This window comes from Streptosporangium sp. NPDC000396, from assembly GCF_042898655.1.
Lineage (GTDB): Bacteria > Actinomycetota > Actinomycetes > Streptosporangiales > Streptosporangiaceae > Streptosporangium.
The window spans coordinates 118702-141826 of the sequence record NZ_JBIAZA010000024.1 but is presented as its reverse complement, the minus strand read 5'-3'; the positions used below and the strand labels follow the sequence as shown (position 1 = coordinate 141826).

Below are 23125 nucleotides of genomic sequence, written 5' to 3'. Positions count from 1 at the left end.
GCCCCGTCCTTGAAGTCCTGATCGAACTTCCGTCGCGTCTCTGCCATCGCCGTCCCCCTTTAAGGCGATGTCTCTACGTTACGAGGGGAAGCCCATGACTGCCAGGTTCGCCGGTACTCCTGATCAGCAACTAAGGAATCTTTCAGTCCTGACTCATTTGTGTGATGACCGTCTGTAGCGATCTCCCCACAACGTTGATCTTGTCCGTCTCCTGCTCGTCGCTCAGCATTCGAAATCGCCTTGATGTGTGCTTTTCGGGTGCCGAGTGTCGTGCGCCCATTCGCGGTGCGGAGGTAGGGCGTGGGTGTTCGACGTGCTCGGCTGTGGGCTACCGGGCTGGCGGCCAGTGTCGCGGTGACGGTGCTGGTGTCAGGCGTGGGAGTCCCGGAGAAGTTGGTCGGGGTCGCCTCCGCGGTCTCGGCCGCTCCCGGTGACGAGCCCTCGGTCGACGGGCGCGCCGTACCGAAACCCAAGGTCGGCAAGGGGGCCGAGGACTCGGCGCCCCCGGTGAGGCACAAGGACCCGGTGTGGCCCACGCCGGGCCGGGTCGAGGTTGATCTGTCGGACGTGGCCGGTGTGCGCGATGTGGCCAAGGCGCCGGTGCGGATCGGACCGGCCCGGGGCAAGGCACGCACCGCTGACCCGGCGGTGGGCAAGGTCGGTGTGGAGACCCTGGCACCCGACGCGGTGCGGCGGCTGGGCGGTGTCGGCTTGGGAGTACGGCTGACCCGTGCTGACGGGAACACCAAGGCGGGTACGGTCCGCGCGGAGTTGTCCTACGACGGGTTCCGGGACGCCTTCGGCGGTAACTTCGCCGAGCGTCTGAAACTGGTGCGTTTCCCGGCGTGTGCCTCGCAGGCGTCTCCGGGCCGGGACTGCAAGGTCCGGCCCGAGGTGGTGCCATCGACCAACGACGTCACGTCAGGAATGCTGGCCGCCGACGTCGAGGTGAGCCCCGCCGCATCAGCGGGAACGACATACGCGCTGATGGCGGGAGTGTCAGGGCCGTCGGGCAGTTTCGCGGTGACGGACCTGAAACCGAGCGGCGCCTGGCAGGCGGGCAAGCCGGGCGGGTCGTTCTCCTACGACTATCCGCTTCCCGAGCCGCCGTCTCCGGCTGGGACGGGGCCGGACCTGTCGCTGGAGTATGACGCCTCCTCCCTGGACGGCCAGGGATCGTGGACCAACAACCAGTCGGGCGCGGTCGGCGCGGGCTGGGATCTGTCGGCCGGATTCATCGAGCGCCGCTACAGCCGCTGCACCCTGGACTGGACCTGGGACAACGCCGACATCGTGTGGTCGGCACAGGAGGGTGCGTTCGGATCTTCGGTGTGCTGGGAGTCGCCGGACGCCAACGACGGCCAGGGCAGCACCAACGACGCCACCCAGTCGGAGCTGGTGCTGCACGCCGGCGGGCGCTCCTCCCAGATCGTCAAGGACCGGGTGAGCGGCCAGTGGAAGACCGTGCCGGAAGCCGGGTGGAAGGTCGAGGAGGTCGCCGGAGGCGCCGACGGCCAGCCGTACTGGAAGATCACCACCCAGGAGGGTGAGGTCTACCGGTTCGGGTTCACCAAGGACGCCCAGTGGCAGCTGCCCTACATCGGCAACGACCCCGGCGAGCCGTGCTACAACCGGTTCTCCGGCGGGTTCTCCCAGCCCACCTGCGTCGGCGTGTGGCGGTGGAACCTGGACCAGGAGATCGACCCCGACGAGAACGTCGTCGACTACGCCTACACCCGCGAGCAGAACTGGTTCTGCCTGCCGGGCTGTTCTGGTGAGCTGGTCAACCGACTGCCCTACGACCGCGGCGGGGTGCTGTCGAAGGCTGAATGGGGTCACAACACCCAGGTCGCGGGCAGCAGCCCGACGTCGCGCACCACGTTCATCACGGTCGATCGCGGGACGACCGACGTGCCGTCCGACCTGCGTTGCGACACCCAGACGGGATGCGCGAACGCGGCGCTGGCCTTCTTCGTCACCAAGCGGCTGGCCTCGGTGCTGACCGAGGCCAAAAACCCGTCGACCGGATCGTGGGACCCGGTCGACGAGCTGTCCTTCTCCCACCAGTGGATCTACACCCGCACCGACTTCGGCGCGCCGTACGACCCGGTGCTGTGGCTGGACACCGTACGGCACACCGGCCGGGCGGGAGGCAGCATCGCGCTGCCCGCCACCGACTTCGACGCGGTGATGCTCGCCGGGAAGATGTCGTACGACGACGTGTCCGACTGGACGGACCAGCTGTCGTGGCGGATGGTGCCCCGGATCGGCGCGATCGCCAACGGCATGGGCGGGCGCACCGAGGTGACCTACGGCCAGGCCGACCCGTGCTCGGGCGGCAAGGGCCGCGACGGGAGCAACTACCACGCCGACCACACCGGTGACTGCTACAAGATCGATCAGAGCATCGACGGCAACACCGCCTGGACCGTCTACTACAAGCAGCTGGTGACCAAGGTCACCGAGAAGGACACCGTGGCCGCCTCGCCGGACATGGTGACCTCCTACGAATATCTGGGCAGTCCGGGCTGGGCCTCACCGGTCAACTACGCCGCCCCCGGGGTGGCGCCGCCGTTGACCGACTGGCGCGGGTACGCCACCGTCCGCACCAGTGAGGGTTCCGGGACCGACCCGGCCGGTTACACCGTGACCTCGGCGACCTATTTCCGCGGGATGGGCGGCAGCGTCACCAACTTCGAGGGCGGCACGGCCACCGACGTCCGGGCGTTGCAGGGCAGCCTGCTGCAGGAACAGACATGGAAGATGACCGCTCTGAGCCCGGCCGCCTACAGCGAGGTCGACTCGACCCGGTATGAGTACGCGGTCGTCTCCACCGGTGACGGGCCCGGAGTGCACGACCCGGCCCAGGTGCTGAGCACGCGGGAACGCGGCCGGGAGCTACTGACCGGCGGCTCGTGGCGCTACACCGACGAGAAGACCGCCTACAACGCCGACGGCCTGCCAATCAAGATCAACGACTACGGCCAGGACGGCCTCACGACCGACAACTCCTGCGTCTCGGTCACCTACGCCCGCAACACCGACCCCGGCCAGTGGATGATCGCCTATCCGTCGGTGACGGAGAAGCGGGCCGGAGACGACTGTGCGGCCGGAACACTGATCGGCAAGTCGGTCACGCTGTATGACGGCGGCACCGACCCGGCCACCAACAAGCCGACCGACGGCAACGCGACCGAGAGCCGTTTTTATGCGAACGCCACCACGGTTTCGACCGCCAAGGCGACCTATGACGACTACGGCCGCACGCTGACCGCGGTCGATCCGCGGGGCAAGACCACCACCACCGGCTACAGCCCGGCCGTCGGCTGGCCCGCCAACGGGGTGACCGTCACCAACCCGCTGGGCCACGCCGTCACCACCAAACTCTCGCACGTGCATGGCGAAGCTACTTCGGTCATCGACGCCAACAACAAGAAGGTGGAGATCGACTACGACGCGCTCGGCCGTACCACCACGCTGTGGGGGCCCGGCCAGCCACGCAGCGGCGGCACCCCGTCGGCGACGGTCGCCTACGAGCTCACCGGTACGGCTCCGGCCAAGACCACGGTCAAGCGCCTGCTGTCGGGCAGCGGCACCGGGGCCAAATGGCTGACCTCCCACACCTTCGACGACGGGTTCGGCCGCCAGCGCGAGACCCAGACTGCCTCCCCGGCCGGTGGCCGGGTGGTCACCGTCACCACCTACGATCCGCGCGGTCTGACCGCGGCGGAATCCGACCCGGTGCACAACGCATCGGCGGCCGGATCCGGGTTGCTCAACCCGGTCCTGACCGACCTGTCGCAGTGGTCCAAGACCGTCTACGACGGCCTGGAGCGGCCGGTCGCCGACATCGACTACCACCTGGGCACCGAACTGCGCCGCACCACCACCGCCTACCCCGGAGCGGACCGGGTGGAGACGACTCCGCCGGTCGGCGCCAAGACCGCCAGCGTGCTGGACGCCTTCGACCAGACGGTCAAGGTCGAGGAATGGGCGGACGCGACCACCCACCACGACACGGTCTACGCCTACGACCTGGACGGCAACCTCACCAAGATGACCGACGCGAAGGGCGGGATCCGCACCTTCACCTTCGACTGGCTGGGCCGCCGTACCGCCGCAACCGACCCGGACTCCGGTAACTCCTCGACCGGCTACGACGCGGCCGGCAACCTGGCCTGGGCCGTCGACGGCAAGAACCAGAAGATCTCCTACAGCTACGACGACCTGGGCCGGCGGACCGTCCAGTGGGCGGGGGAGGAGACCACCGGCACCAAGCTCGCCGAGTGGACCTACGACACCCTGGCCAAGGGGCAGCCGACTGCGGCGATCCGTTACACCGGCGGTCAGGCCTACACGCAGGCCGTCACTGGTTATGACGCCGACTACCGCCCCATCGGTTCGAAGGTGACCATTCCGGCCTCCGAAGGGCTGCTGGGCCGCGACTACGAGTTCACCTCCGGCTACGACGCCGCGGGCAACCTGACTGAGCAGAACCTGCCCGCCGTCGGTGGACTGTCGGCGGAGAAGCTCATCTTCGGCTACACCGACCTGGGCCTGTCCAAGAGCCTGATCTCCGACTACGGCGGTGGCTTCACCTACGTCAAGGACACGGCTTACACCGCCACCGGTCGCCTGTCCGAACGGGTCCACGGCGCCAACGGCCAGGTCAAGCGCGGTCTGACCTGGGATGACGCGACCGGACTGGTCAAGCGGGTGACCACCGTCGCCAAGGCCGACACCGCAAGCCCGCAGACCGCGCAGAACGATGAGTTCTTCTACGACACCGCCGGGCAGATCACCCGGATCCTGGACGCGGTCTCGGCGGTGCCGGGCGGCACCGACGGCCAGTCGGAGTGCTACACCTACGACGGCCGCCGCCGGTTGAAGGCCGCGTTCACCACCACCGGCTCCTCCTGCGCCTCGGCCGCCGACGGCAAGGGCATCGACCCCTACAACCAGGCCTACGCCTACGACGCGATCGGCAACATCACCTCGTTGACCGAGGACGGTGTGGCCGCCACTTACACCTACCCCACTGGGACAGTCCGCCCGAACGCGGTCACCTCCATCACCCGGCCCGGTGGCACCGACACCTACACCTATGACAACAACGGGCAGATAACCGGCCGCACCGTCGCGGGCAAGCAGGCCACCTTCGACTGGGACGGGCTCGGCCGGCTCACCAAGGCCGTCGTCGACGGCCAGCAGACCTCCATGGTCTACGACGCATCCGGCGAACGCCTGATCCGCCGCGACCCCGACGGCTCGGTCACCCTCTATCTGGGGGCGACGGAGCTCACCCTGGCCAACGGGGCGGTCGCCGCCAAGCGCTACTACGCCGGAGCCGACGGATCGTCGGTGGCCATGCGCACCTCCGCCGGGGTCACCTGGATGCTGTCCGGTCTGCACGGCAACAGCCAGATCGCCATCAACGACACCACCGGCACCGTCAGCCGGGAGCGATACCTGCCGTTCGGCAAGCGCCGCGGCGGCGACGACCTGCCCTTCACCGACCGAGGCTTCCTCGGCAAGATCGAAGACGAGTCCACCGGCCTGACCTACCTGTCGGCCCGCTACTACGACCCGTCCATCGCCAAGTTCATCTCCCCCGACCCGATCCTGGACCTGCGCACCCCGGAATTCGCCAACCCGTACGGCTACGCCGGCAACAACCCCATCTGGGCCTCCGACCCCGACGGCCAGCAAAGCTGCTCCCCCGACTACTGCCCGCAACGGGAACTCGGGCATCGCAGGGCGGCGGCGAACACCAAGAACAAGCAGCTGAAGAAGACATACACCAAGGCCGCCAACAAGGCTGCCAGGAGCGAGTCCAATCGGTACAAGAAGCACTACCAGAAGCGCGACAAGGCTCAGTCGAAATATGGGAAGAAGGAAGCTGCAAAGAAGAAGGCAGAGAAGAAGAAGTGGCCTACGGACCGGAAACTCCCCAAGGGGTGGGGATACTGTAATACTGCCATCGATGGAACGCTGGAATGCAGCAGCAGGAAACCCCCTAAAGAGATACCTCTCTGGGCGAAGCCGATCATCGATCGGGCAGTAAATATCTACGGCATGCTGGTTACGGCCTACGCGTGCGGCAGTGGCAACAAAGAAGCCTGCACAGAGGCGATCAAGGCGTCCTCGCCATTGTCGAAGAGAAGAACACCTAGACCCTGCAGCAGCTTCGTGCCCGGCACCAAGGTCCTCATGGCTGACGGCTCCCTCAAGCCGATCGAAGAGATCAAGGTTGGAGACAAGGTTCTCGCGACAGATCCCGAAACTGGCAAAATCGGGCCTCGCGTGGTCGTAACTCCAATTAGCAGTGAAGGTCCGAAGATGCTTGTCCAAATTACCGTCGATATCGACGGTAAGAAAGGCGAAGCGACTGGCGCCATCACCGCCACTAATAATCATCCTTTCTGGGTCGAGAAACTCCGCACATGGGTCCCGGCAGAGCAACTCAAACCTGGAATGTGGCTTCGGACCTCATCGGGCACCTACGTTCAAGTCTCTGCCACAATTCAGTGGACTGTACCTCACCAACATGTCCACAATCTGACAGTTGAGGACCTGCACACCTACTATGTGCTCGCTGGTGAGACTCCGGTTCTCGTCCACAACAACGGTGGCTGTTGGAAGACACGTTATGAGAAGGCAGGTGATCTCGCTAAGAAGTACACCGAGGGACAGTCGACTCGGGATCCGGCGTCGCAGTGGTACCACGAAATGCTGGACAAAGATGAACTTCTGAACGGGATCAACAAGGCTGCACAGGGAGACGGAATTGTTGTCTCGCGTAACGGTAAGATCCTTGGAGGTCATCACCGTTGGGATGAACTCCAAGCAAGGATCAAAGATGGGAGCATCGACCCGGATACACTGATTCGTCTCGATGTCTACGGCGGGGAGTAGCACTCTGATGCCTATGATTCCTTCAACTGACCCTGACTTCCGCGTATGTCAGATCAGTTTCGATACGCTGCTCGAGATCCAGCTGGAGGCGGAAGACCGAGGCTGGGGAACCCGATGGACCTCGGTGCGCGAACTCCGTAGCCAGGTCAAGGAAGAAGCCGTTCTCCTCCAATCGCTGATGCGTGAGGAGCGAGGAGGGGCTGTTCGCGCCTACCGATGCCTCCTGCTGTTCTCGACTGTAGACGGCAGAGATGCTGGCGGAATTACCACGATCGATATTGATCCGGCGAGGTTCGAATCGCTGGATCGGATCGATCGTGACCCGGATGTTCGGAAGGCGCTTGTCCGGATATTCTCCCTTGCACTGGGCGGGATTTCGACGGTCTCGAAGACGTAGTCGGCCCCTTGATGGTTTTCGCAGGAGACTGGATATCGCGCAAGGAAGCGGTGCTCACCGAGCTGGTTATTGTTTCGTAGGTTGAACTGTCTCTATCAGATCAAGGTATCTGCTCTTGTTGGATGGATATTTGAAGGCTCTTGCCGTGCTGGATAGCCCGTAATTTTGGCTAATGAACAATTTGCAATTTCACCCAACGTCGATCTAATTGGCTGAGGTCGTCACAGGAGTGCTTCTCTCTTCGAGAAGGCCCCGTGCGATCAGGCACGGGACCTTCTTCCGCAGTCGACGGCAACGTCAGTGGACAGGAGTCCCATAAAGCGGTGGGTTGTCGCCACCGTTGGGTTTGGGTGGTGCCCTCCGTGAGGGGATATCACTCAGAATGTCAACGGCTTGACGCTGTATGCGGAGCCAGACGGGTAATGACGCCGTCAGATGTTGGAGCCGTCCGAAGCCCCTGTCTTGGGGCGTTTTCGATAGGGTCTCGGCATGCATGATCGTCGTTTTGAGTTGATCTGTGAGGTCGAGCCGCCTACGCGTCCGGATCTGACGCGGGTGCGTCATCAGATCGGGGTGCTGAGCCCGGTGGCGGACTCGTTTCTGATCCCCGACAATCACATCGGGCGGGCGACGGTGTCGAGCGTGGCGGTCGCCCACGAGGTGCAGGCGATGGGCGCGCGCGGCATCGCCTGCCTCAACTCCCGCGACCGCAACCTGCTGGGCTTCCGCCGGGACCTGCTGACCGCCGCTGCGTACGGCGTCGACCGGTTCTTGTTCGTCTATGGCGACAAGCCCACCGCGGGCGGGCGGACCAGTGAGCTGACGGTGCGAACCATGGTCGAAGAAGCGCGTGCCGCGGTAGAGGAACCGACGTTTGGCGGCTGTGGCCCCTTCCAGGTCGGCGTCACCTCGGGACTGCGTGCCCTGCCGACCTGGAAGACCACGGCCGACTTCGTGTTCGTCCAGGTCAGCTACTCCCTGGAGAACCTGCTGCGCTGGCGTGAGAGCGTCTCGCTGGACGTGCCGGTCTACGCCGGGGTGATGGTGCTGGCCAGTGCGAACATGGCCCGCAACCTCGCCGCCAAGATTCCGGACATCGCCATCCCCGACCAGCTGGTCGCCGACGTCGAACGCGACAGGGACGCGGGCGTGACCGCCGCCTGCGAACAGGTCCTCGCCATCCGCGACAGCGGCGCCTTCGACGGGGTGCACCTGGTCCCCGTCAGCCGCTACCGGCAGGTCGCGGCACGCCTCGAACGCGACTTGTAAGGCCAAGTGGCCGTTACGCCTCGGTCGTCGGCGGTGAGCTCGTCGGCCTTCTTCTGGACAAGGACAGGTGTGAGGTAAAGCCGCCCGCAATGGTGCGGCGGACCGGGGTTGGGAAAGACGGCGTGTGATGCCGGGATCAGGGTGAAAACAAGAGAGGTAGGACTTTGCCTCATGACCACGGAGAGAATCTGAGGTGCTGGCGAGTCGAGTCGAAGCAGCTTGCGAGAAATTTCAGGAAATTCTCGCAAGCTGTGAAGGATGTTTTATCGACGCAGTCTCGTTCGGCACCATCGGGGGGCGTGACTATCTGGATGTCAGGCTCGTTCAGACTCAGAAGTGGGAGCAGGTGACGATACTTCTTGAAGGTGTTAGACACTTCTCAATCAGCGAAGGCTGGGATATACAAGGTTCTTTTGTCGATCAGATCTCGGTGTCATACCTGCCGAAGACTGATAGGCCCTGGCCTGTCGAGGCCGAGAGGCTGGTGACACGATTCGACGGGCTGCCGGAACTCTACTGGGTGCAGCTCGTTGGGCCAACGATGATCAGTGCGGTTGCCGCAATAATGACGGTGTCGACATCTCAGGACCTGCTGGAGGGTTGATAACCGCTCACCGTAACTTCCTGCGCGCATCGACTGGACGACTGTCGACACTGCCAGCATCCCTTCTCGGCCCAAGGCCTATACATGCGAATCCAGACACAAAACCTCTATGTTCGGTGATTTGGATCCGAGCCGGTACGGCTCACGCCCGTTGCTCCAGTCATCCCTTTGCCGATCACTTTGGATCTATGCGCGTCTACTGAAGCCGATGCCGCTTGATTTCTTCGAGGGCAAGAGCCCAGGGATAGGTTTCCGAGGTTTCGCCTCCGGCGCCGGGTGCATGGGGCTCGAACTGGCCGGGGCCGAGGAGGACGGGGATGCCTTCGGCGCGCAGGCTTTCGACGCTACGGCGGAACGGCACTCGTGAGGCGAAGGCACTGTTGACGAAGGGCAGCACGACCACGGGAATGCCCAGGCCAGGAGCCTCGGCGAGGAGGCCGAGGGCGTAGGTGTCGGCGATGCCCTGGGCGAACTTGTTGATCGTGTTGTAGGTCGCGGGGGCAACGATGATCGCGTCTGCTCTTGGGGGTCTGGGCTCGTCTGGCTTGCGGTACTGGCTGCGGACGGGGCGACCGGTTTGCTTCTCCAGGCCGGGGACGTCGATGAAGTCGAGAGCGGGCGGGGTGGCGATGATCTGGACGGTCCAGCCCTCGTCCTGCGCGAGCGTCACGAGACGGCCGACGTCACGGGCGGCGCCTGCGGCGCACACGATGATGTAGAGGACCTTGCCGGGCTGGGTCACGCGACGACTCCCAGGGATGCGGCGTATTCGCGGGCTTCGCGGCGGATGCTGGTCGGGGCTGTGACGGCGATGTCACGAACGAGCCGAAGTGCTGCTGGGCGGCTCGTGACCTCTTCGATAGCGATCTCTCCGGCGGCGCGCAAGACGTAGAGGGCCCTGTCGTGCTTGCCACACATGAGGAACGCTCGGGCGGTATCGAGCAAGAGTGTGGCCTTGCGCTCATTGATCGGCAGCTTGCCGAGATCGACCTGACGGGCGTAGTCGATCGCGGTTCCCGCATCGCCGAGCTTCAAAGCGACGTTCACCCGGTGGCACAGGACATTGGCGGGGCCGAACGCGGTCCATTGGTGGTTACCGTCGTAGCCGAGCCGTCGGGCCGCCTGGTCGGCCTCGTCGAGGAGTTCGGCGGCGGTGTGACGGTTACCGGTGTGTGCGGCGGCGACAGCTCCACTCAGGAGCAGGGATCCGTAGATCGACAGTTCGTCGCCGGAGGGCTGCTCGAGATCGGCATTCATGCGCGCGGCTGCGGAACTGGCCGTACTGGTGGCGACACGATGATGTTTTTCGTACATCAGAGCGCGGGTGAGGACGCGGGAGCTCGAACCGATCATTAGAGGGCTCTGGCTGGTGTGGGCGGCTTGGAGACTGCGATCTGCGGCGAGCCAGGCAAGCCCCTTGTTCTCTCGTTTGAACAGGATGGAAGCGGCCACATGATGCGCTTCGGAGGACAGCATGTGTGCTTGTAGCTTCGCATCGCCGTCCAGCACGGTGCAGGCGGCTCGAAGCGTACGGAGCAGGGGTGGAAGTTCGGTGACCACTCGCGAGTATCGGCAGGCCTGATAGTTTCGCTTGGCCTGAGCGATCATGGCGGCGATCAGGGTCAGATCGATGGGGCCATCTATAGGGGTGGAGTATTCGACCAGGGCCACAGCGAGGTTTTCGATGTCCTGGCCGTTGTTATGGGACTGTTCGGGCTGATTGAGTATTGCCCCGAACAAGGCGGCCCCGGTTAATCCGACGAACTCACGGCGTCGCATTTCGTCCCTGTCCTCCTCTCTGGAGAAGTCCACAGTACGGGGCACGGCTGCGGGAGTGTCAGCTTGCATGAGGTAGTCATCCCTGCCTGAGGTGACCGTATGGGCCACGCTCAGGGCCAGTCCATCCGTGGCGCGAGCGCGTTTAGTAGGGACGAAGCCCAAGTCCTCCGGGTCCCTGTGAGTGAGCTCCCTCAAGGCCAGGCGGTAAGGCTCGCGCGGCCACGAGACTTCCCCTGCTTCCCAGCGGCGAACCCGTTCCTCGTCGCATGCCAGGTGGTATTTGATCCCGCTGGCCGTGAGATTGAGCATTTTGGCCATTTCGCCGCGCGATAAGCCGGCGTTCTGACGCCATGCCCGAAGTTGGATGTTAGGGCTGGTGTGGGCCATTTCTGGCTTTCCTCCCGCCGTAGGAACCCGAAAGGGGTTAAGAGGGGGGTCTTTTGGAGGGTGTCGTGATTCTTCTTTGCCGGTGGACTTGCCATCAGGCAACCACGGTACGTCAGCCCGTCTTCCGTCGCAGGGAGCGCTGATCAATTCGAAGGGATGGCGATGATGACCCGGCCAGGCGAGCCCAGCGAGAAAACGGTCCCGTCCTTCACATATGGAGGACAGAAATGTTTCGACTGCCCCGCACGCGGCCGGGCCGAAGGGGGCGCGCAATGAACCCAATCATGCGAGCCGTTGCGGCCCACCTGTACGAGCAACAGCAGCAAAAAGAGGCCCGCCTCCTCACGCTGCTGCGTGATGCCCTCCTGCGGCTCGGCATTCCCGCCGAGCTGCGCGACAACGACACCGCACTGATGGTTCCCCGTCCACAGGTGGGGCTTCCAGTGTGGGTGTTCGTCGGGTACGGCGGGGCCTTCTACTCCTGGCAGTCCGCCGAGAAGCGCCACCCGGTGGATGACGTGGACGGCACGGCCCAGGTTCTGGCCGACTACGTCGGTCGATAAACGGGCACGGCGAGGCAGTTGAGTCCCCGACCTGGAGGGGGTCGGGTGACGCTTCCCCCTGTCTCGTCGTGCCGTTCATCTCCCGGCAGGCAGAGATGCTGATGCATGCGCCCACCCCCGGCGTGCGTCCTTTCCCCCGCTCCCTGCCTGCCGGGACTCTTACCTGTGCGGAGATCTCCTGTGTCACGCGATGCGTCTTCACCACGCTCGGTGTATGAGCGACGAGTCCCTTCCTGCTGATCTACTTGCCGAGGTCACACAGCGGATCCCTCTTTGGCAGGCTCGGGTGAGACATCGGGAGGAAGTAACCTCCTGAGCTGCGAATAGGGCGAGATGGGACTAAAGAAGGGGCGTTTCAGCGTGGCACGCGTTCTTGTCAGTGCCAGGTGCCATGATCGGTCGATGCCGGAGAACAGTGCTTCAATCGCGTCCTTCTGGGATGCTTTCGCCGCGTCCTTCGACGAGGAGGCCGACCACGGCCTTCGCGATCCCGACGTCAAGGCTGCGTGGGCAGAGCGCTTGCGCTCATGGATGCCTGATTCGCCTGCCGATGTCTTGGACCTGGGGTGCGGCACCGGCTCGTTGTCCCTGGTGCTCGCCGAGCAGGGCCACCGACCGGTCGGGGTGGATCTGGCGCCGCTGATGATCGAACAGGCTCGGCGCAAGCTCACCGCGGCCGGCTTCGACGCCGTGATGATGGTGGGCGACGCGGGCAACCCGCCCGTGCAGGCCGGGACGTCCTTCGACGTGATCCTCTCCCGTCACCTGCTGTGGACCCTGCCTGACCCGCAGGAGGCGTTGCGCCGGTGGATCGGCCTGCTGCGCCCTGGAGGGCGCCTGGTGCTCATCGAGGGGCGCTGGGCGAGTGCTGAACCGGGCGAGGACCAGTCCTATGTGGTCGGATCCGAGGCGATGCCGTGGATGGGCGGGGTCGAGGCCGAGCGGCTTGTGCGGACACTGCGGCCGGTAGTGAAGACGTTGCGTGTCGAGCCACTGCTTGACCCCGCTCTGTGGGGGCGTTCCATCCAAGACGAGCGATATGCCGTTGTTGCCTTCGTGTAGCAGCCCATCTCTCATGCTGTCTTCTGGGGAGGGGCAGCTGTGCGGCTGGCCAGCGCGAACATGGCCTGCAACCTCGCCGCCAAGATCCCGGACATCGCCATCCCTGGCCAGCTGGTCGCCGACGTCGAACGTGATCGGGACGCGGGCGTGGCCGCCGCCTGCGAACAGGTCCTCGCCATCCGCGACAGCGGCGCCTTCGACGGGGTGCAGTGCACCTGGTCCCCGTCAGCCGCTACCGGCAGGTCGCGGCCCGTCTCGAACGCGACTTGTAAGGCCGAGTGGCCGTCACACCTCGGTCGTTGGCGGTGGGCTCGCCGATAGGGGAGTAGCGCGGGGTTTCAGTCGAGGTCGAACTTGCCTTGCCGTACGCCTTCGATGAAGGCTTTCCAGTCGTCGCGCTGGAACACGAGGGTGCCGCCGTCGCGGTCCTTGGTGTCGCGGACGGCGACGGCGTCGTCGACGAACGCTACTTCGACGCAGCTTGCTCCGCTGCCGCTGAGGCTGCTCTTGCGCCAGTGTGCACGGGAGAGGTCGGGCTGCTGCATCCTGTTTCCTTCCGCTAGTGATCTTCGCGTAGGGATGCGATGAGCGCGGTCGTGTCGGTGGGGCTGAGCGCTATCGCGCGAAGATGCTCACAAATATCGTTATACCGCTGAATGTCTGTCTCCTTTTCAATAAACAGATCACCGGCCATGCTGTCGATGTAGATCACGTCGGGGTCGTCCGCGGGAAACTTCAGGACGATGAAGCTGCCGGGCATTCCCGGATGGGCCCCGGCGGAGAAGGGGATGACCTGAACGGTGATATGCGGGCGCTGGGCCTGCTGGATGAGGTGTGAGAGCTGGTCGCGCATGACAGCATCGCTGCCGACTGTCCGGCATAGAGCAGCCTGATCCATGATCGCCCACAGCCGAAGCGGTGTCTCGTTCTCCAGGAGAGCCTGTCGTTGCATCCTGGCGGTGACGAAATTCTCCACTTCCGCTTCGGCGGCGGTTGGGAGTACGCCTCGGATCACTGCTCGCGCGTAGTCCTCGGTCTGTAGCAGGCCCGGGATGAACAGCGACTCATAGTTGATGGCCTGTTGAGCCTCGGCCTCCAGGCTGATGAGAGCGGTGTACTGGTCGGGGAGGTTGGCGTCGAAACTCTGCAACCAGCCGCGCTGTTTGGCCTCCTTCTGCAAGGCCATGAGGTCGGCGCGGCGGCTACCGGTAACGCCGTAGGCGTCGAGCAGGGCGATGAGCGTCCGGAGCTGAGGCTTGGTCTTGGCCGTCTCGATCCGATAGAGCGTGACGATGTTGACGCCGGTCTTCTCCGCGACATCGTCCTGAGACAGTCCGGCGTCTTGGCGAAGGTGGCGCAGTTCGGCTGCCAGGCGACGTAGGCGCACGGTAGGGGGTTGGCGTCTACTCGACGGCCCGGGTGTATTTTCGCCCATTCCCTGCTTCTCTCGCATTTCAACACCTTCCCGGATTATGTAGGCACTACAAATGTAGCCCTTGCGTTTACTCAGAGTGATGCTGCATGCTCTGAGAGTCAAGCCTTCCAGGTCGGTTCCCCTCTGGAAGGCAAATCTCAGACGGCCGGGCGGACGATCTTCCCTCCCGATGCGGCCCACCCCTGTCGGGTGTCCGTCCGGCGCAAGCGGTACGGCCGACGGCAGTCCCCATGCCGTTTCCCGGTCGTGCCTCCCGTAGGACCGGCGCCGTTTCCCCGCCCCGTGGGAAAGAGCAGCGCCCCCGTCTGCCAACGGCGCCGGTTCTACGCCCGACATGCGGATCAGGAGCGGGTGAAAATGACCGGTGTCATCCCCAGAAGGCCCTATCTGGAACTCTCCGTCTTCCCGACCTCGCCCTACTACGCGCGGATGCACGTTCAACGTGTGCTGGAAGGATGGCGGCGAGAGGATCTGGTTGAGACGGCTCAGCTCGTCGTCTCGGAACTGGTGTCCAACGCGATCAAGGCGAACGTCCGACATCCTGCCTGCTCAGAGGGAGCGGCACACGGAAGTCCTGACCATGTCTGGGTTGACCTGTATCGAGCCGGTGCGGCCGTCGTGCTGCGAGTCTGGGACGCCAGTCGTACTCCACCCGTGCTCAGATCCCCTGACCTGGACGATGAGGGAGGCCGTGGCCTTTGTCTCGTCGACATGCTCGCGAGCAGCTGGGGCTACTACTGGCCGGCGCCGGGCGGGAAGATCGTGTGGTGCACCTTGACCGCTGCAGAGAGTGAGACTCGGGACAGTAAGTTGTAAGAGTTGTACGATTTCTGGGCATGATCGAGATGCCGATCAGTGAAGCCCGAGAGCACCTCGCCGAGGTGGTGGGTCGGGCGCGCTACGCCAAGGAAGAGACCGTGCTGACCCATTACGGGCAGCCGGTCGCGGTAGTGATCTCCATTGAGACCTATCAGAAACTCACCCAGGGTCACGCAGAGGTGCCCGAGTATGATCTTCCTGCCGAGATCCGGGCGCAGATCGATGAGGGTCGCCGTCACCCCGAGCGGCAGAGCCCCCGACCACGTCGGGCCGGACGGAGAATGACCGCTTGATCAGCTTGATCACATTCTGCTCAGCCGCCGACGGCTCTACCGGTGGACATCATGTCCTGGGACGCATGAACCACGAACCTCTCCCTGGCTTCGACCAACACGAGATCAGGAAGAGGTGCCACAAGCCCAGGCAGGATTACATGGCCGGAGCTCTGGTTCTGCCCACCTAACTTGCTTCGCGAAGTGGCTCGAACTGGACGGTGAGCCGTACCTCGAGGGCTTCTGCGAGACGCTCAAGCATGGGGATGGTAGGCATGGTGCCACCTGCCTCGAAACGCGCGACCGCTGGCTGCTGGAGGCCGGCTTGTTCAGCCAGTTCGGCCTGGGTGAGGCCGAGTTCCTCGCGGCGGCGCCGTACGGCATCGCCGAGTTCGAAGCGGAGGCGAGCAGCCTCGTAGGCGGCACCGGCTCCGGGGCGGCTCATGATCTCGGCGCGTTTGTCCGACCATGCCTTGCGCTCGCCCATGTCGATCACTCCTCGTCCGCCGTGTGCGCCTCGGTGATGCATCGCTGCATAGCCCGCACCGCTCGTTCGACCTCAGCCGTCTCCCGCGTCCGCTGCTTGCGAAAGACCGTGAGCAGGATGATGCGCCTGCCCGGGGCGATCCAGTAAGTGATCCGCACCGCTTCGCGGGAGAGATGGAAGCGGAGTTCTCGAAGCTTGCCGCGCAGTTGCCTGGTGTACGGCTCGTCGAGAAGCACGCCACGCTCGGCCAGCAGGTCGACGTAGAACACAGCCGTCTCCTGATCATCCTGGCTGAGCGAGTCAAACCACTCGTCGACCTCGGCCTCCAGTTCCACCTCTCCCCAAGTCATAACACGGACGTTATATGGACGGCAAGTGCCGCATCCGCCGAACAGGAAATCAGCCCGGCTCAGGGGGATTTCGGGTGTTGGGGCGGTGTCTCCCGAGGGCTTGGTGTGGGGCGTCGGATGAACATTCTCAATGGGTGTGAGCCTCGGTAGTGGAGGCTTGTTCTGGGATAGCGTCGCGTTCATGAGCGAACTCGACAGCCGCCTGCGCGCGGTGTGCGACATGGCCGTCGCCGACTCCCGTGAGATGGCGGGCCGTCACGAGTATGACGGGCTGATCCAGGATCTTTCGCCTGAGGGCGTGCGGGCGGGGCTGGCCGCGATCGGTGAGGGGAAGCTGCCCGACGACCCCCACGACGCCGCTCACCTGGAGATCTTCGAGGTGGCCATCAGGGCCAGGTTCGGTGAGCTGGAGCTGCACCGGCGCAGCCCTCTGGAGCACCTGAACAATCTTGACCTGGCCGTCTACGACCGGGAGTACGCCCCGGAGGAGGAGCGAACCGCCGCCAAGTTCGCCCATCTCGCCCGCTGGCCCGAGGCCGTGGACAACGCGGTCGCCTCGCTCGACCTGCTCAGCGCGCCGGTCGCGACCGCGTTGCTGGGAGCGGTCCGGGGCCTGGCGGGCGGGGTGCCGAAGGAGGCGGAGGAGCCCATACGCGAGGCGGCGCTGAAGGCCCATGCCCGCCTGGTCCGGCACGTCGAGGAGGCCTCGCGCTCGGGCGACCCGGACGCGTCCCTTGGCGCCGAGGGCCTGTCCCTGCTGATGGGCACGGATGAGGGACTTCCGGTGGACCTGGGCGCGCTCGCCGGGCGAGCCGACGCCGAACGCGACCGGCTCATGGCGCGGCTCACCGAGGCGTGCGCGAAGCTGGGCCAGGGTGACCGGCCGCCGCTGGACGTCGCGCGCGAGCTGGTCCGCGACCACCCGGGCATCGACGGTGTGATCGACGCCGCGCGGGCGGGCGCCGAGAAGGCGGTCGCCTTCACCCGTGAGAAGGACCTGGTGCCCTACCACGACGGCGAGTGCCTGGTCGGCCTGGCGCCCGAGTCGCGCCGCTGGGCCATGGCGATGATGAGCTGGGCCGCGCCGGGCGAGCCCGACGCCCCCTCGTGGTACCACATCACCCCGCCCGATCTCTCCTGGCCGGAGCGAGACATCGAGGAGTGGCTGGAGGTCTTCAGCGAGACCACCCTGCCCGCGATCAACGTGCATGAGGTCGCCCCCGGGCACTTCTCCCACGGACGCGCCCTGCGCCACGCCCCCTCCGAGGTGCGGCGGACGCTGATGTCGATGTCGTTCGCCGAGGGCTGGGCGCACTACGCCGAGGAACTCTGCGTCGAGGAGGGCTTCGCGCCCGACGACCCGCGCTTCGAGATCGGGGTCTGGCTGGAGGCGCTGATCCGGGTGACCCGGCTGGCCTGCGCCATCGGCGTGCACACCGGCGCGATGACCGTCGAGGAGGGGGCTCGCCGTTTCGAGGCCGACACCCACCTCGCCGGTCCCGCGGCGATGTCGGAGGCGGCGCGGGCCACCTTCGACCCGACCTACGGCCGTTACACCTGGGGCAAGCTGGAGATCCTCGATCTCCGCGAGCGGGCCAGGGCCGAGTGGGGCGCCGGGTTCAGCCTCAAGCGCTTCCACACGGCCATGCTCGACCTCGGCTCCCCGCCTCTCGGCCTGCTCCACGGCGCGCTCTAGGAAACTCCGATCATGGCCCGGCCGTACCCCCGTGAACGGTTTGAACACCACGCGGGTGGCGGCCGGGCCGCGGGGGATGGAGACGTGGTCGCGATCTTCCTCTTTTCCCATGTGAGAGCGGTTTCGCACCTATGAGTAACCACGCTGATGAGCGCCGATAGACTGAACTCACCGCTGTGTTCTCTTTGGGGGTCTTGGTGTCTGAGTTCGACACGGTCCTGGTCGTCGATTTCGGCGCGCAGTACGCGCAGCTGATCGCGCGACGGGTGCGTGAATGCCATGTCTACTCCGAGATCGTTCCGTCGACGATGTCGGTCGAGGAGATGATGGCCAAGAAGCCCAAGGCCATCATCCTGTCCGGCGGTCCCTCGTCGGTCTACGCCGAGGGCGCTCCCGCTGCTCCCGCAGGCCTGTTCCAGACCGGGGTGCCGACCTTCGGCATCTGCTACGGCTTCCAGGTCATGGCCCAGGAGCTCGGCGGTCAGGTGGCCAAGACCGGCCTCGCGGAGTACGGCGGGACCCAGCTCGACGTGAGCGAGGAGGGCGTGCTCTTCGCGGGCCTGCCCGCCACGCAGTCGGTCTGGATGTCCCACGGCGACGCTGTCGCCGTCGCCCCCGAGGGCTTCGCCGTCACCGCCGCGACCGAGCAGACCCCGGTCGCCGCCTTCGAGCACCCCGAGCGCGGCCTGTACGGCGTGCAGTTCCACCCCGAGGTCCTCCACTCCGAGCACGGCCAGGCCGTGATGAAGCACTTCCTCGACGCCGCGGGCTGCCGCCCCTCCTGGACGATGCTCAACATCGTCGAGGACGCCGTGGAGGCGGTCCGCACCCAGATCGGCCCTGAGGGCCGTGCCATTTGCGCGCTCTCCGGCGGCGTGGACTCCGCGGTCGCGGCGGCCATGGTGCAGCGGGCCATCGGTGACCGCCTGACCTGCGTGTTCGTCGATCACGGACTGCTGCGTAAGGGCGAGGCCGAGCAGGTCGAGCGTGACTTCGTGGCCGCCACCGGCGTCAAGCTTCGCGTGGTGGACGCCCAGGATCGCTTCCTCAAGGCGCTCGACGGGGTGACCGACCCGGAGGAGAAGCGCAAGATCATCGGCCGTGAGTTCATCCGGGTCTTCGAGGACGAGCAGCGCGCCATCATCGCCGACGGCCCGGTCGACTTCCTCGTCCAGGGCACGCTCTACCCCGACGTGGTCGAGTCCGGCGGCGGCACCGGCACCGCCAACATCAAGTCCCACCACAACGTCGGCGGTCTCCCCGACGACCTGCGGTTCTCGCTGGTGGAGCCACTGCGCGCACTGTTCAAGGACGAGGTCCGCCGCGCGGGCGAGGAACTGGGCCTGCCCGCCGCGATGGTCTGGCGCCAGCCGTTCCCCGGCCCCGGCCTGGGCATCCGCATCGTCGGCGCGGTCACCCGCGAGCGCCTGGAGATTCTCCGGGAGGCCGACGCCATCGCCCGTGAGGAGCTCTCCCGCGCGGGTCTCGACCGGGAGATCTGGCAGTGCCCGGTCGTCCTGCTCGCCGACGTCCGCTCGGTGGGAGTCCAGGGCGACGGCCGGACGTACGGCCACCCGATCGTCCTGCGCCCGGTCTCCAGCGAGGACGCCATGACCGCCGACTGGTCCCGGGTTCCCTACGATGTGCTCTCCCGCATCTCCACGCGGATCACCAACGAGGTCCCCGAGGTCAACCGCGTGGTTCTTGACGTGACCAGCAAGCCGCCGGGCACCATCGAGTGGGAGTAGAACCAACGGCGCGGCCCCCGGAGTCCCTCCCCGGGGGCCGCGCCGTTTTTCGCACCGGTTGCTGTGCGGTTCTCGTGCCGTTTCCCGTGCTCATCCGGTCTTGCGGAGGCCGAGGTACTGCAGGGCGGCGAAGCCACCGACGGTGGCCGCCTGCATGACGACCCAGATGGCGCCGAGGGTCGTGACGCCCAGGCCTCCCATCGCCAGTTCGGCGACGCTGACCACGGCCCACAGGGCGTTGAGGACGACGACCGCCAGGGCGGCGCTCCGGTTCACGCGAGCCGGCTGGGCGATCAGCCCGACCGCGACGCCGTAGACGGCCAGGAACGCGCCGATGCCGTACTGGAGGGCGACCGGCAGGCCGAGCAGGTCGTTGATCGGACCGGCCAGGAGCAGGTAGGCCAGGCCGTTGGCGCCGGTGACGACGGCGTCCAGGCGCAGCGCCAGGCGCAGGAGCTTCTGGGTGTCGATGGAGGCGGCGGGGGCGGTGGTGATGGCGGTCATGTCTGGAAGCCTTTCCGGGCGAGAGGGCGAGAGGGCGAGAGGGCGAGAGGGCGAGAGGGCGAGAGGGGCTGAGCGCGCGATCAGCTGGGGCGGTCAGTTGAGGACCGCCGGTTGAGGATGGTCGGCTGAGGCGCGTCGGTTGAGGCCGGTGAGTCGGTTGAGACCGGTCAGAGGGCCGGTCAGAGGGCCGGGACCTGGTCGAGGAAGCCGTGGACGCTCTGGATGCGGCCGTCCTCGGTCAGGACCGCGACGTCGAAGCCGATCACGATGGCCTCGCCGCCTTCGGGGCCGAGGTTCCAGGTGAAGCGGGCCAGGTTGTGGTGGGCGTCGACGTCGCCACCGAGAGTGAAGACCAGCCCGGGGAACTGCTGCTGGACGGCGGCGATGGTGGCGTCGATCGCGTCGCGGCCGGCGATGTCGACCAGGGGGTCGATGTAGCAGGCGTCCTCGGTCCAGATCTCGTCGATCTCCGCGCGGCGTTCGGCGGCGTCGGTGAGGTTCCAGGTGGCCAGGTAGCGCTCGACCAGCTTGGTGATGTCGTTCATGTCGCTCGTCTCCTTGCTGTTTCCTGTGGTTGTTCTTGCAGGTCATTAAGTTACGGAGATCGGCGAAACGGGGAATCTGTCATCCGCTGGTACTTCTGAGGCGCGCTATCTGTCGGCTTAGGTACTCTCGGCCCCGTCGGCCGTTTCAACGGAGCAGAGATATGGCAACTGGTCCCGTTTCGTGAGTAGTGGGTGGGTAGGTGGGAGCGGGTGTCTATGACAGCTGCCACGCCCTTGTCTCTCCGATCCGCCACCGGCGCACGGCTGGCCTGGCTGGACGCGCTGCGCGGTATAGGCGCGGTCGCGGTGCTGCTGGAACACCTGCTGCCCTGGTTCATGCCTGCGCTCCGGCCGTACTGGTTCAACCTCGGGATGTACGGCGTCCTGGTGTTCTTCCTGGTCAGCGGCTATATCATCCCGGTCTCTCTGGAAGGGCGCGGTGATGTGCGGGCCTTCTGGATCGGCCGGGTGTTCCGGCTCTACCCGGTCTACCTGCTGGTCGCGCTCGTCGTCCTCGTCATGGCCATCTGGGTGCCGGTCCGCGAACAGGTGCCCCGCGACCTGTCGGCCGTGTTCGCGCACGCCACCATGCTGCTGGACGTGGTGCACACGGGAGGTCTGGCCGACACTATGTGGACGCTCTCCTATGAGATGGTCTTCTATCTGCTGGTCACCGCGCTGTTCATCCGTGGCCTGCACCTTCGGAGCGGAGCCTTCGCCGTGGGGTTCGGCGCCCTGTCGGTCGGTGTGGGGCTGGTGCTGCCCGTGCCGTTGTTGGAGGGTTCCTGGCCCGCTTACGCTTCGGGCGCGGTGTTCATCGTGGGAATGGTGTGCCTGATCAGCGGCCGGTTCAGGGTCGTCGCGGGCTATGTCCTCGGCGCGATGGCCCTGCTGTTGCTGATCTTCGGCAGCTTCGTGCCGTGGCTGGGGGCGGCGATCCTCGCGGTGATGTTCACCGGGACCGCGATCCGTCGCTGGGAGCAGGGCGTGGGCGGGCTGTGGCCGGTGATCGTCGCGACCGTGCTCGTGGCCCTGGCCCCGGCATGGTCGATCCATGCGGACTGGTGGTGGGTCCAACCCCACGTGTGGCTCGCCACGATGGCACTCGCGGGAGTCACGTTCGCGGGTGCGATGGCTTTGCGTGACCGTCGTCTGCCGCGCTCTCTCATCGGCCTCGGCCTGATCAGTTACTCGCTCTATTTGCTGCACCACCCGCTGCTGAGGCTCGTGTGCGCCATCGTCGGAGATGTGAGAGCCATGCAGCCGGTGGTGCAGCTGTCGCTGTCGGCGGCTTCCGTCGCCGTGGTGTTGGTCCTGAGCCGGCTCACCTACCGCTACGTGGAATTGCCCATGCAGCGGTGGGGAAGGCGAGTGGTCTAGGAACCGTCGGCGGGCGACTCGCCGCTGTCGGCGCTGTCGGCGCTGTCGATGGGCGCCTCGGACGGGAGGTTCTCGTCCTTCTCGCTGCCGACCGGGTAGACGTCGCCGGCCTCGAGCTGCTGCGCACCGCGCAGAGAGGAGACGGAGACGACGTGGTAGCCCTGCTTCTGCAACGCGACCAGCAGCTTGGGCATCACCTTGACGGTCTGCTCGACCCAGTCGTGCATGAGGATGACGCCGTCACGCTTGGCGTTCTTGAGCACCTCGTTGTAGATGGCCTTCTCGTCCCTGGTCGCCCAGTCGCGGGAGCCGCCGTTCCACAGCACGATCGGCAGGCCCATCTCCTTGGCGATGGTCTGGACCCGGTCGTCCATCTCGCCGTACGGCGGGCGGAACATGGTCGGTGCCTTGCCGGTGATCTGCTTGACGATGTCCTGCGTCTTGGTCAGTTCCTCGCGGATCTTGTCCTCGGACACCTCGCGCAGGTGCGGGTGGGTGTAACTGTGGTTGCCGAGCTCGTGGCCTTCGGCGGCCATCCGCTTGGCGAAGGCCGGACGGGCCTTCACGTACTGGCCCTCAAGGAAGAACGTGGTCTTGGCCTTGTACTTCTTGAAGGTGTCGAGCAGCTTGTCGGCATACTTGCCCGGGCCGTCGTCGAAGGTCAGCGCGATGCACTTGACCTTCGCGCAGTCCACGGGAGCGGCCTTGGCGGCGGACTTGGCCTTGTCCGCCGTTTTGGGCTTGTCCGCGCTCCACGCGGCGGCCGGTGTGGAGATCAGGGCCAGCGCACATGATGTGGCCAGCAGCATTCGGGTAGGAGACTTCATGAGGGGAGCTCCGGGTCAAATTGACGTCGGGTCGAATGGGCATCTTACCGAGACGCCAGATAACTTCTGGGGTTGATGTGTCACGA

20 protein-coding genes are annotated in these 23125 nt (G+C 65.6%); 11 read left to right on the top strand and 9 right to left on the bottom strand.

Annotated features, from left to right (window positions below; genetic code table 11):
* Positions 1-300: 300 nt before the first annotated feature.
* The 4 genes from ACFY2X_RS33135 (at position 301) to ACFY2X_RS33120 (ending at position 9185) form a co-directional block, all read left to right on the top strand.
* Positions 301-6915 carry a polymorphic toxin-type HINT domain-containing protein gene (locus ACFY2X_RS33135; RefSeq protein ID WP_389946313.1) on the top strand — a complete coding sequence of 2205 codons (6615 nt, stop codon included), beginning with the start codon at positions 301-303 and terminating at the stop codon, positions 6913-6915.
* A 13-nt stretch (positions 6916-6928) separates the two neighbouring features.
* Positions 6929-7312 carry a hypothetical protein gene (locus ACFY2X_RS33130; RefSeq protein WP_389946310.1) on the top strand — a complete coding sequence of 128 codons (384 nt, stop codon included), beginning with the start codon at positions 6929-6931 and terminating at the stop codon, positions 7310-7312.
* A gap of 489 nt (positions 7313-7801) precedes the next feature.
* Positions 7802-8581, top strand: coding sequence for a methylenetetrahydrofolate reductase (locus tag ACFY2X_RS33125; protein ID WP_389946307.1), 780 nt, complete (start codon positions 7802-7804; stop codon positions 8579-8581).
* A gap of 193 nt (positions 8582-8774) precedes the next feature.
* Positions 8775-9185, top strand: a complete 411-nt coding sequence (locus tag ACFY2X_RS33120) for a hypothetical protein (RefSeq protein ID WP_389946304.1) — start codon at positions 8775-8777, stop codon at positions 9183-9185.
* 196 nt (positions 9186-9381) lie between these two features.
* Here ACFY2X_RS33120 and ACFY2X_RS33115 read toward each other — a convergent pair whose 3' ends face one another.
* Positions 9382-9927: a flavoprotein gene (locus ACFY2X_RS33115; RefSeq protein WP_389946301.1), complete on the bottom strand. Its 546-nt coding sequence runs from the start codon at positions 9925-9927 to the stop codon at positions 9382-9384.
* On the bottom strand, positions 9924-11351 hold the full coding sequence (locus ACFY2X_RS33110; protein WP_389946298.1) for a helix-turn-helix domain-containing protein: 1428 nt from the start codon (positions 11349-11351) through the stop codon (positions 9924-9926). The genes ACFY2X_RS33115 and ACFY2X_RS33110 overlap by 4 nt, the downstream gene beginning before the upstream one ends.
* A gap of 284 nt (positions 11352-11635) precedes the next feature.
* Between ACFY2X_RS33110 and ACFY2X_RS33105 the strand changes: the two genes are divergently transcribed.
* The gene (locus ACFY2X_RS33105) at positions 11636-11914 is read left to right on the top strand and encodes a hypothetical protein (RefSeq protein WP_389946295.1); all 279 of its coding nucleotides are present in this window, start codon (positions 11636-11638) and stop codon (positions 11912-11914) included.
* Positions 11915-12316: 402 nt separating this feature from the next.
* On the top strand, positions 12317-12976 hold the full coding sequence (locus ACFY2X_RS33100) for a class I SAM-dependent methyltransferase (protein WP_389946292.1): 660 nt from the start codon (positions 12317-12319) through the stop codon (positions 12974-12976).
* A 338-nt stretch (positions 12977-13314) separates the two neighbouring features.
* On the opposite strand, the gene ACFY2X_RS33095 is transcribed toward ACFY2X_RS33100, so the two are convergent.
* Both ACFY2X_RS33095 and ACFY2X_RS33090 read right to left on the bottom strand, forming a co-directional pair.
* Positions 13315-13521 carry a DUF397 domain-containing protein gene (locus ACFY2X_RS33095; protein ID WP_389946289.1) on the bottom strand — a complete coding sequence of 69 codons (207 nt, stop codon included), beginning with the start codon at positions 13519-13521 and terminating at the stop codon, positions 13315-13317.
* A 14-nt stretch (positions 13522-13535) separates the two neighbouring features.
* A complete protein-coding gene (locus ACFY2X_RS33090) occupies positions 13536-14429 on the bottom strand; it encodes a helix-turn-helix domain-containing protein (protein WP_389946286.1) in 894 nt (297 codons plus the stop codon).
* Between the two features lie 339 nt (positions 14430-14768).
* Between ACFY2X_RS33090 and ACFY2X_RS33085 the strand changes: the two genes are divergently transcribed.
* Positions 14769-15227, top strand: coding sequence for an ATP-binding protein (locus ACFY2X_RS33085; protein ID WP_389946283.1), 459 nt, complete (start codon positions 14769-14771; stop codon positions 15225-15227).
* 20 nt (positions 15228-15247) lie between these two features.
* Positions 15248-15523, top strand: coding sequence for a type II toxin-antitoxin system Phd/YefM family antitoxin (locus ACFY2X_RS33080; RefSeq protein ID WP_389946280.1), 276 nt, complete (start codon positions 15248-15250; stop codon positions 15521-15523).
* 166 nt (positions 15524-15689) lie between these two features.
* Here ACFY2X_RS33080 and ACFY2X_RS33075 read toward each other — a convergent pair whose 3' ends face one another.
* Together ACFY2X_RS33075 and ACFY2X_RS33070 are read right to left on the bottom strand one after the other, a co-directional pair.
* Positions 15690-15989, bottom strand: coding sequence for a helix-turn-helix domain-containing protein (locus ACFY2X_RS33075; RefSeq protein ID WP_389946277.1), 300 nt, complete (start codon positions 15987-15989; stop codon positions 15690-15692).
* Between the two features lie 5 nt (positions 15990-15994).
* On the bottom strand, positions 15995-16339 hold the full coding sequence (locus ACFY2X_RS33070) for a type II toxin-antitoxin system RelE/ParE family toxin (protein ID WP_389946274.1): 345 nt from the start codon (positions 16337-16339) through the stop codon (positions 15995-15997).
* A 181-nt stretch (positions 16340-16520) separates the two neighbouring features.
* On the opposite strand from ACFY2X_RS33070, the gene ACFY2X_RS33065 reads away from it, so the two are divergent.
* Complete coding sequence (locus ACFY2X_RS33065) at positions 16521-18035, top strand: DUF885 family protein (RefSeq protein WP_389946271.1); 1515 nt, start codon at positions 16521-16523, stop codon at positions 18033-18035.
* A 176-nt stretch (positions 18036-18211) separates the two neighbouring features.
* Positions 18212-19783 carry a glutamine-hydrolyzing GMP synthase gene (gene guaA, locus ACFY2X_RS33060; RefSeq protein ID WP_389946269.1) on the top strand — a complete coding sequence of 524 codons (1572 nt, stop codon included), beginning with the start codon at positions 18212-18214 and terminating at the stop codon, positions 19781-19783.
* A 90-nt stretch (positions 19784-19873) separates the two neighbouring features.
* On the opposite strand, the gene ACFY2X_RS33055 is transcribed toward guaA, so the two are convergent.
* Entirely contained in the window at positions 19874-20287 is a 414-nt protein-coding gene (locus ACFY2X_RS33055; protein ID WP_389946266.1) for a hypothetical protein, read from the bottom strand.
* Between the two features lie 179 nt (positions 20288-20466).
* Positions 20467-20832 (bottom strand): nuclear transport factor 2 family protein, encoded by a 366-nt coding sequence (locus ACFY2X_RS33050; protein ID WP_389946263.1) that lies wholly within the window; start codon positions 20830-20832, stop codon positions 20467-20469.
* 216 nt (positions 20833-21048) lie between these two features.
* On the opposite strand from ACFY2X_RS33050, the gene ACFY2X_RS33045 reads away from it, so the two are divergent.
* The gene (locus ACFY2X_RS33045; RefSeq protein ID WP_389946260.1) at positions 21049-22212 is read left to right on the top strand and encodes an acyltransferase family protein; all 1164 of its coding nucleotides are present in this window, start codon (positions 21049-21051) and stop codon (positions 22210-22212) included.
* Here the strand turns inward: ACFY2X_RS33045 and ACFY2X_RS33040 are convergent.
* A complete protein-coding gene (locus ACFY2X_RS33040) occupies positions 22209-23039 on the bottom strand; it encodes a polysaccharide deacetylase family protein (RefSeq protein WP_389946257.1) in 831 nt (276 codons plus the stop codon). The genes ACFY2X_RS33045 and ACFY2X_RS33040 overlap by 4 nt on opposite strands.
* Positions 23040-23125 lie beyond the last annotated feature (86 nt).

Coding starts and splice junctions, on each gene's coding strand:
- ACFY2X_RS33065 (WP_389946271.1), top strand. CDS start 16,521: ATGAGCGAACTCGACAGCCGCCTGCGCGCGGTGTGCGACATGGCCGTC.
- ACFY2X_RS33085 (WP_389946283.1), top strand. CDS start 14,769: ATGACCGGTGTCATCCCCAGAAGGCCCTATCTGGAACTCTCCGTCTTC.
- ACFY2X_RS33070 (WP_389946274.1), bottom strand. CDS start 16,339: ATGACTTGGGGAGAGGTGGAACTGGAGGCCGAGGTCGACGAGTGGTTT.
- ACFY2X_RS33040 (WP_389946257.1), bottom strand. CDS start 23,039: ATGAAGTCTCCTACCCGAATGCTGCTGGCCACATCATGTGCGCTGGCC.
- ACFY2X_RS33110 (WP_389946298.1), bottom strand. CDS start 11,351: ATGGCCCACACCAGCCCTAACATCCAACTTCGGGCATGGCGTCAGAAC.
- ACFY2X_RS33105 (WP_389946295.1), top strand. CDS start 11,636: ATGCGAGCCGTTGCGGCCCACCTGTACGAGCAACAGCAGCAAAAAGAG.
- ACFY2X_RS33125 (WP_389946307.1), top strand. CDS start 7,802: ATGCATGATCGTCGTTTTGAGTTGATCTGTGAGGTCGAGCCGCCTACG.
- ACFY2X_RS33050 (WP_389946263.1), bottom strand. CDS start 20,832: ATGAACGACATCACCAAGCTGGTCGAGCGCTACCTGGCCACCTGGAAC.
- ACFY2X_RS33075 (WP_389946277.1), bottom strand. CDS start 15,989: ATGGGCGAGCGCAAGGCATGGTCGGACAAACGCGCCGAGATCATGAGC.
- ACFY2X_RS33090 (WP_389946286.1), bottom strand. CDS start 14,429: ATGCGAGAGAAGCAGGGAATGGGCGAAAATACACCCGGGCCGTCGAGT.
- ACFY2X_RS33130 (WP_389946310.1), top strand. CDS start 6,929: ATGATTCCTTCAACTGACCCTGACTTCCGCGTATGTCAGATCAGTTTC.
- ACFY2X_RS33055 (WP_389946266.1), bottom strand. CDS start 20,287: ATGACCGCCATCACCACCGCCCCCGCCGCCTCCATCGACACCCAGAAG.
- ACFY2X_RS33095 (WP_389946289.1), bottom strand. CDS start 13,521: ATGCAGCAGCCCGACCTCTCCCGTGCACACTGGCGCAAGAGCAGCCTC.
- ACFY2X_RS33045 (WP_389946260.1), top strand. CDS start 21,049: ATGACAGCTGCCACGCCCTTGTCTCTCCGATCCGCCACCGGCGCACGG.
- ACFY2X_RS33100 (WP_389946292.1), top strand. CDS start 12,317: ATGCCGGAGAACAGTGCTTCAATCGCGTCCTTCTGGGATGCTTTCGCC.
- ACFY2X_RS33080 (WP_389946280.1), top strand. CDS start 15,248: ATGATCGAGATGCCGATCAGTGAAGCCCGAGAGCACCTCGCCGAGGTG.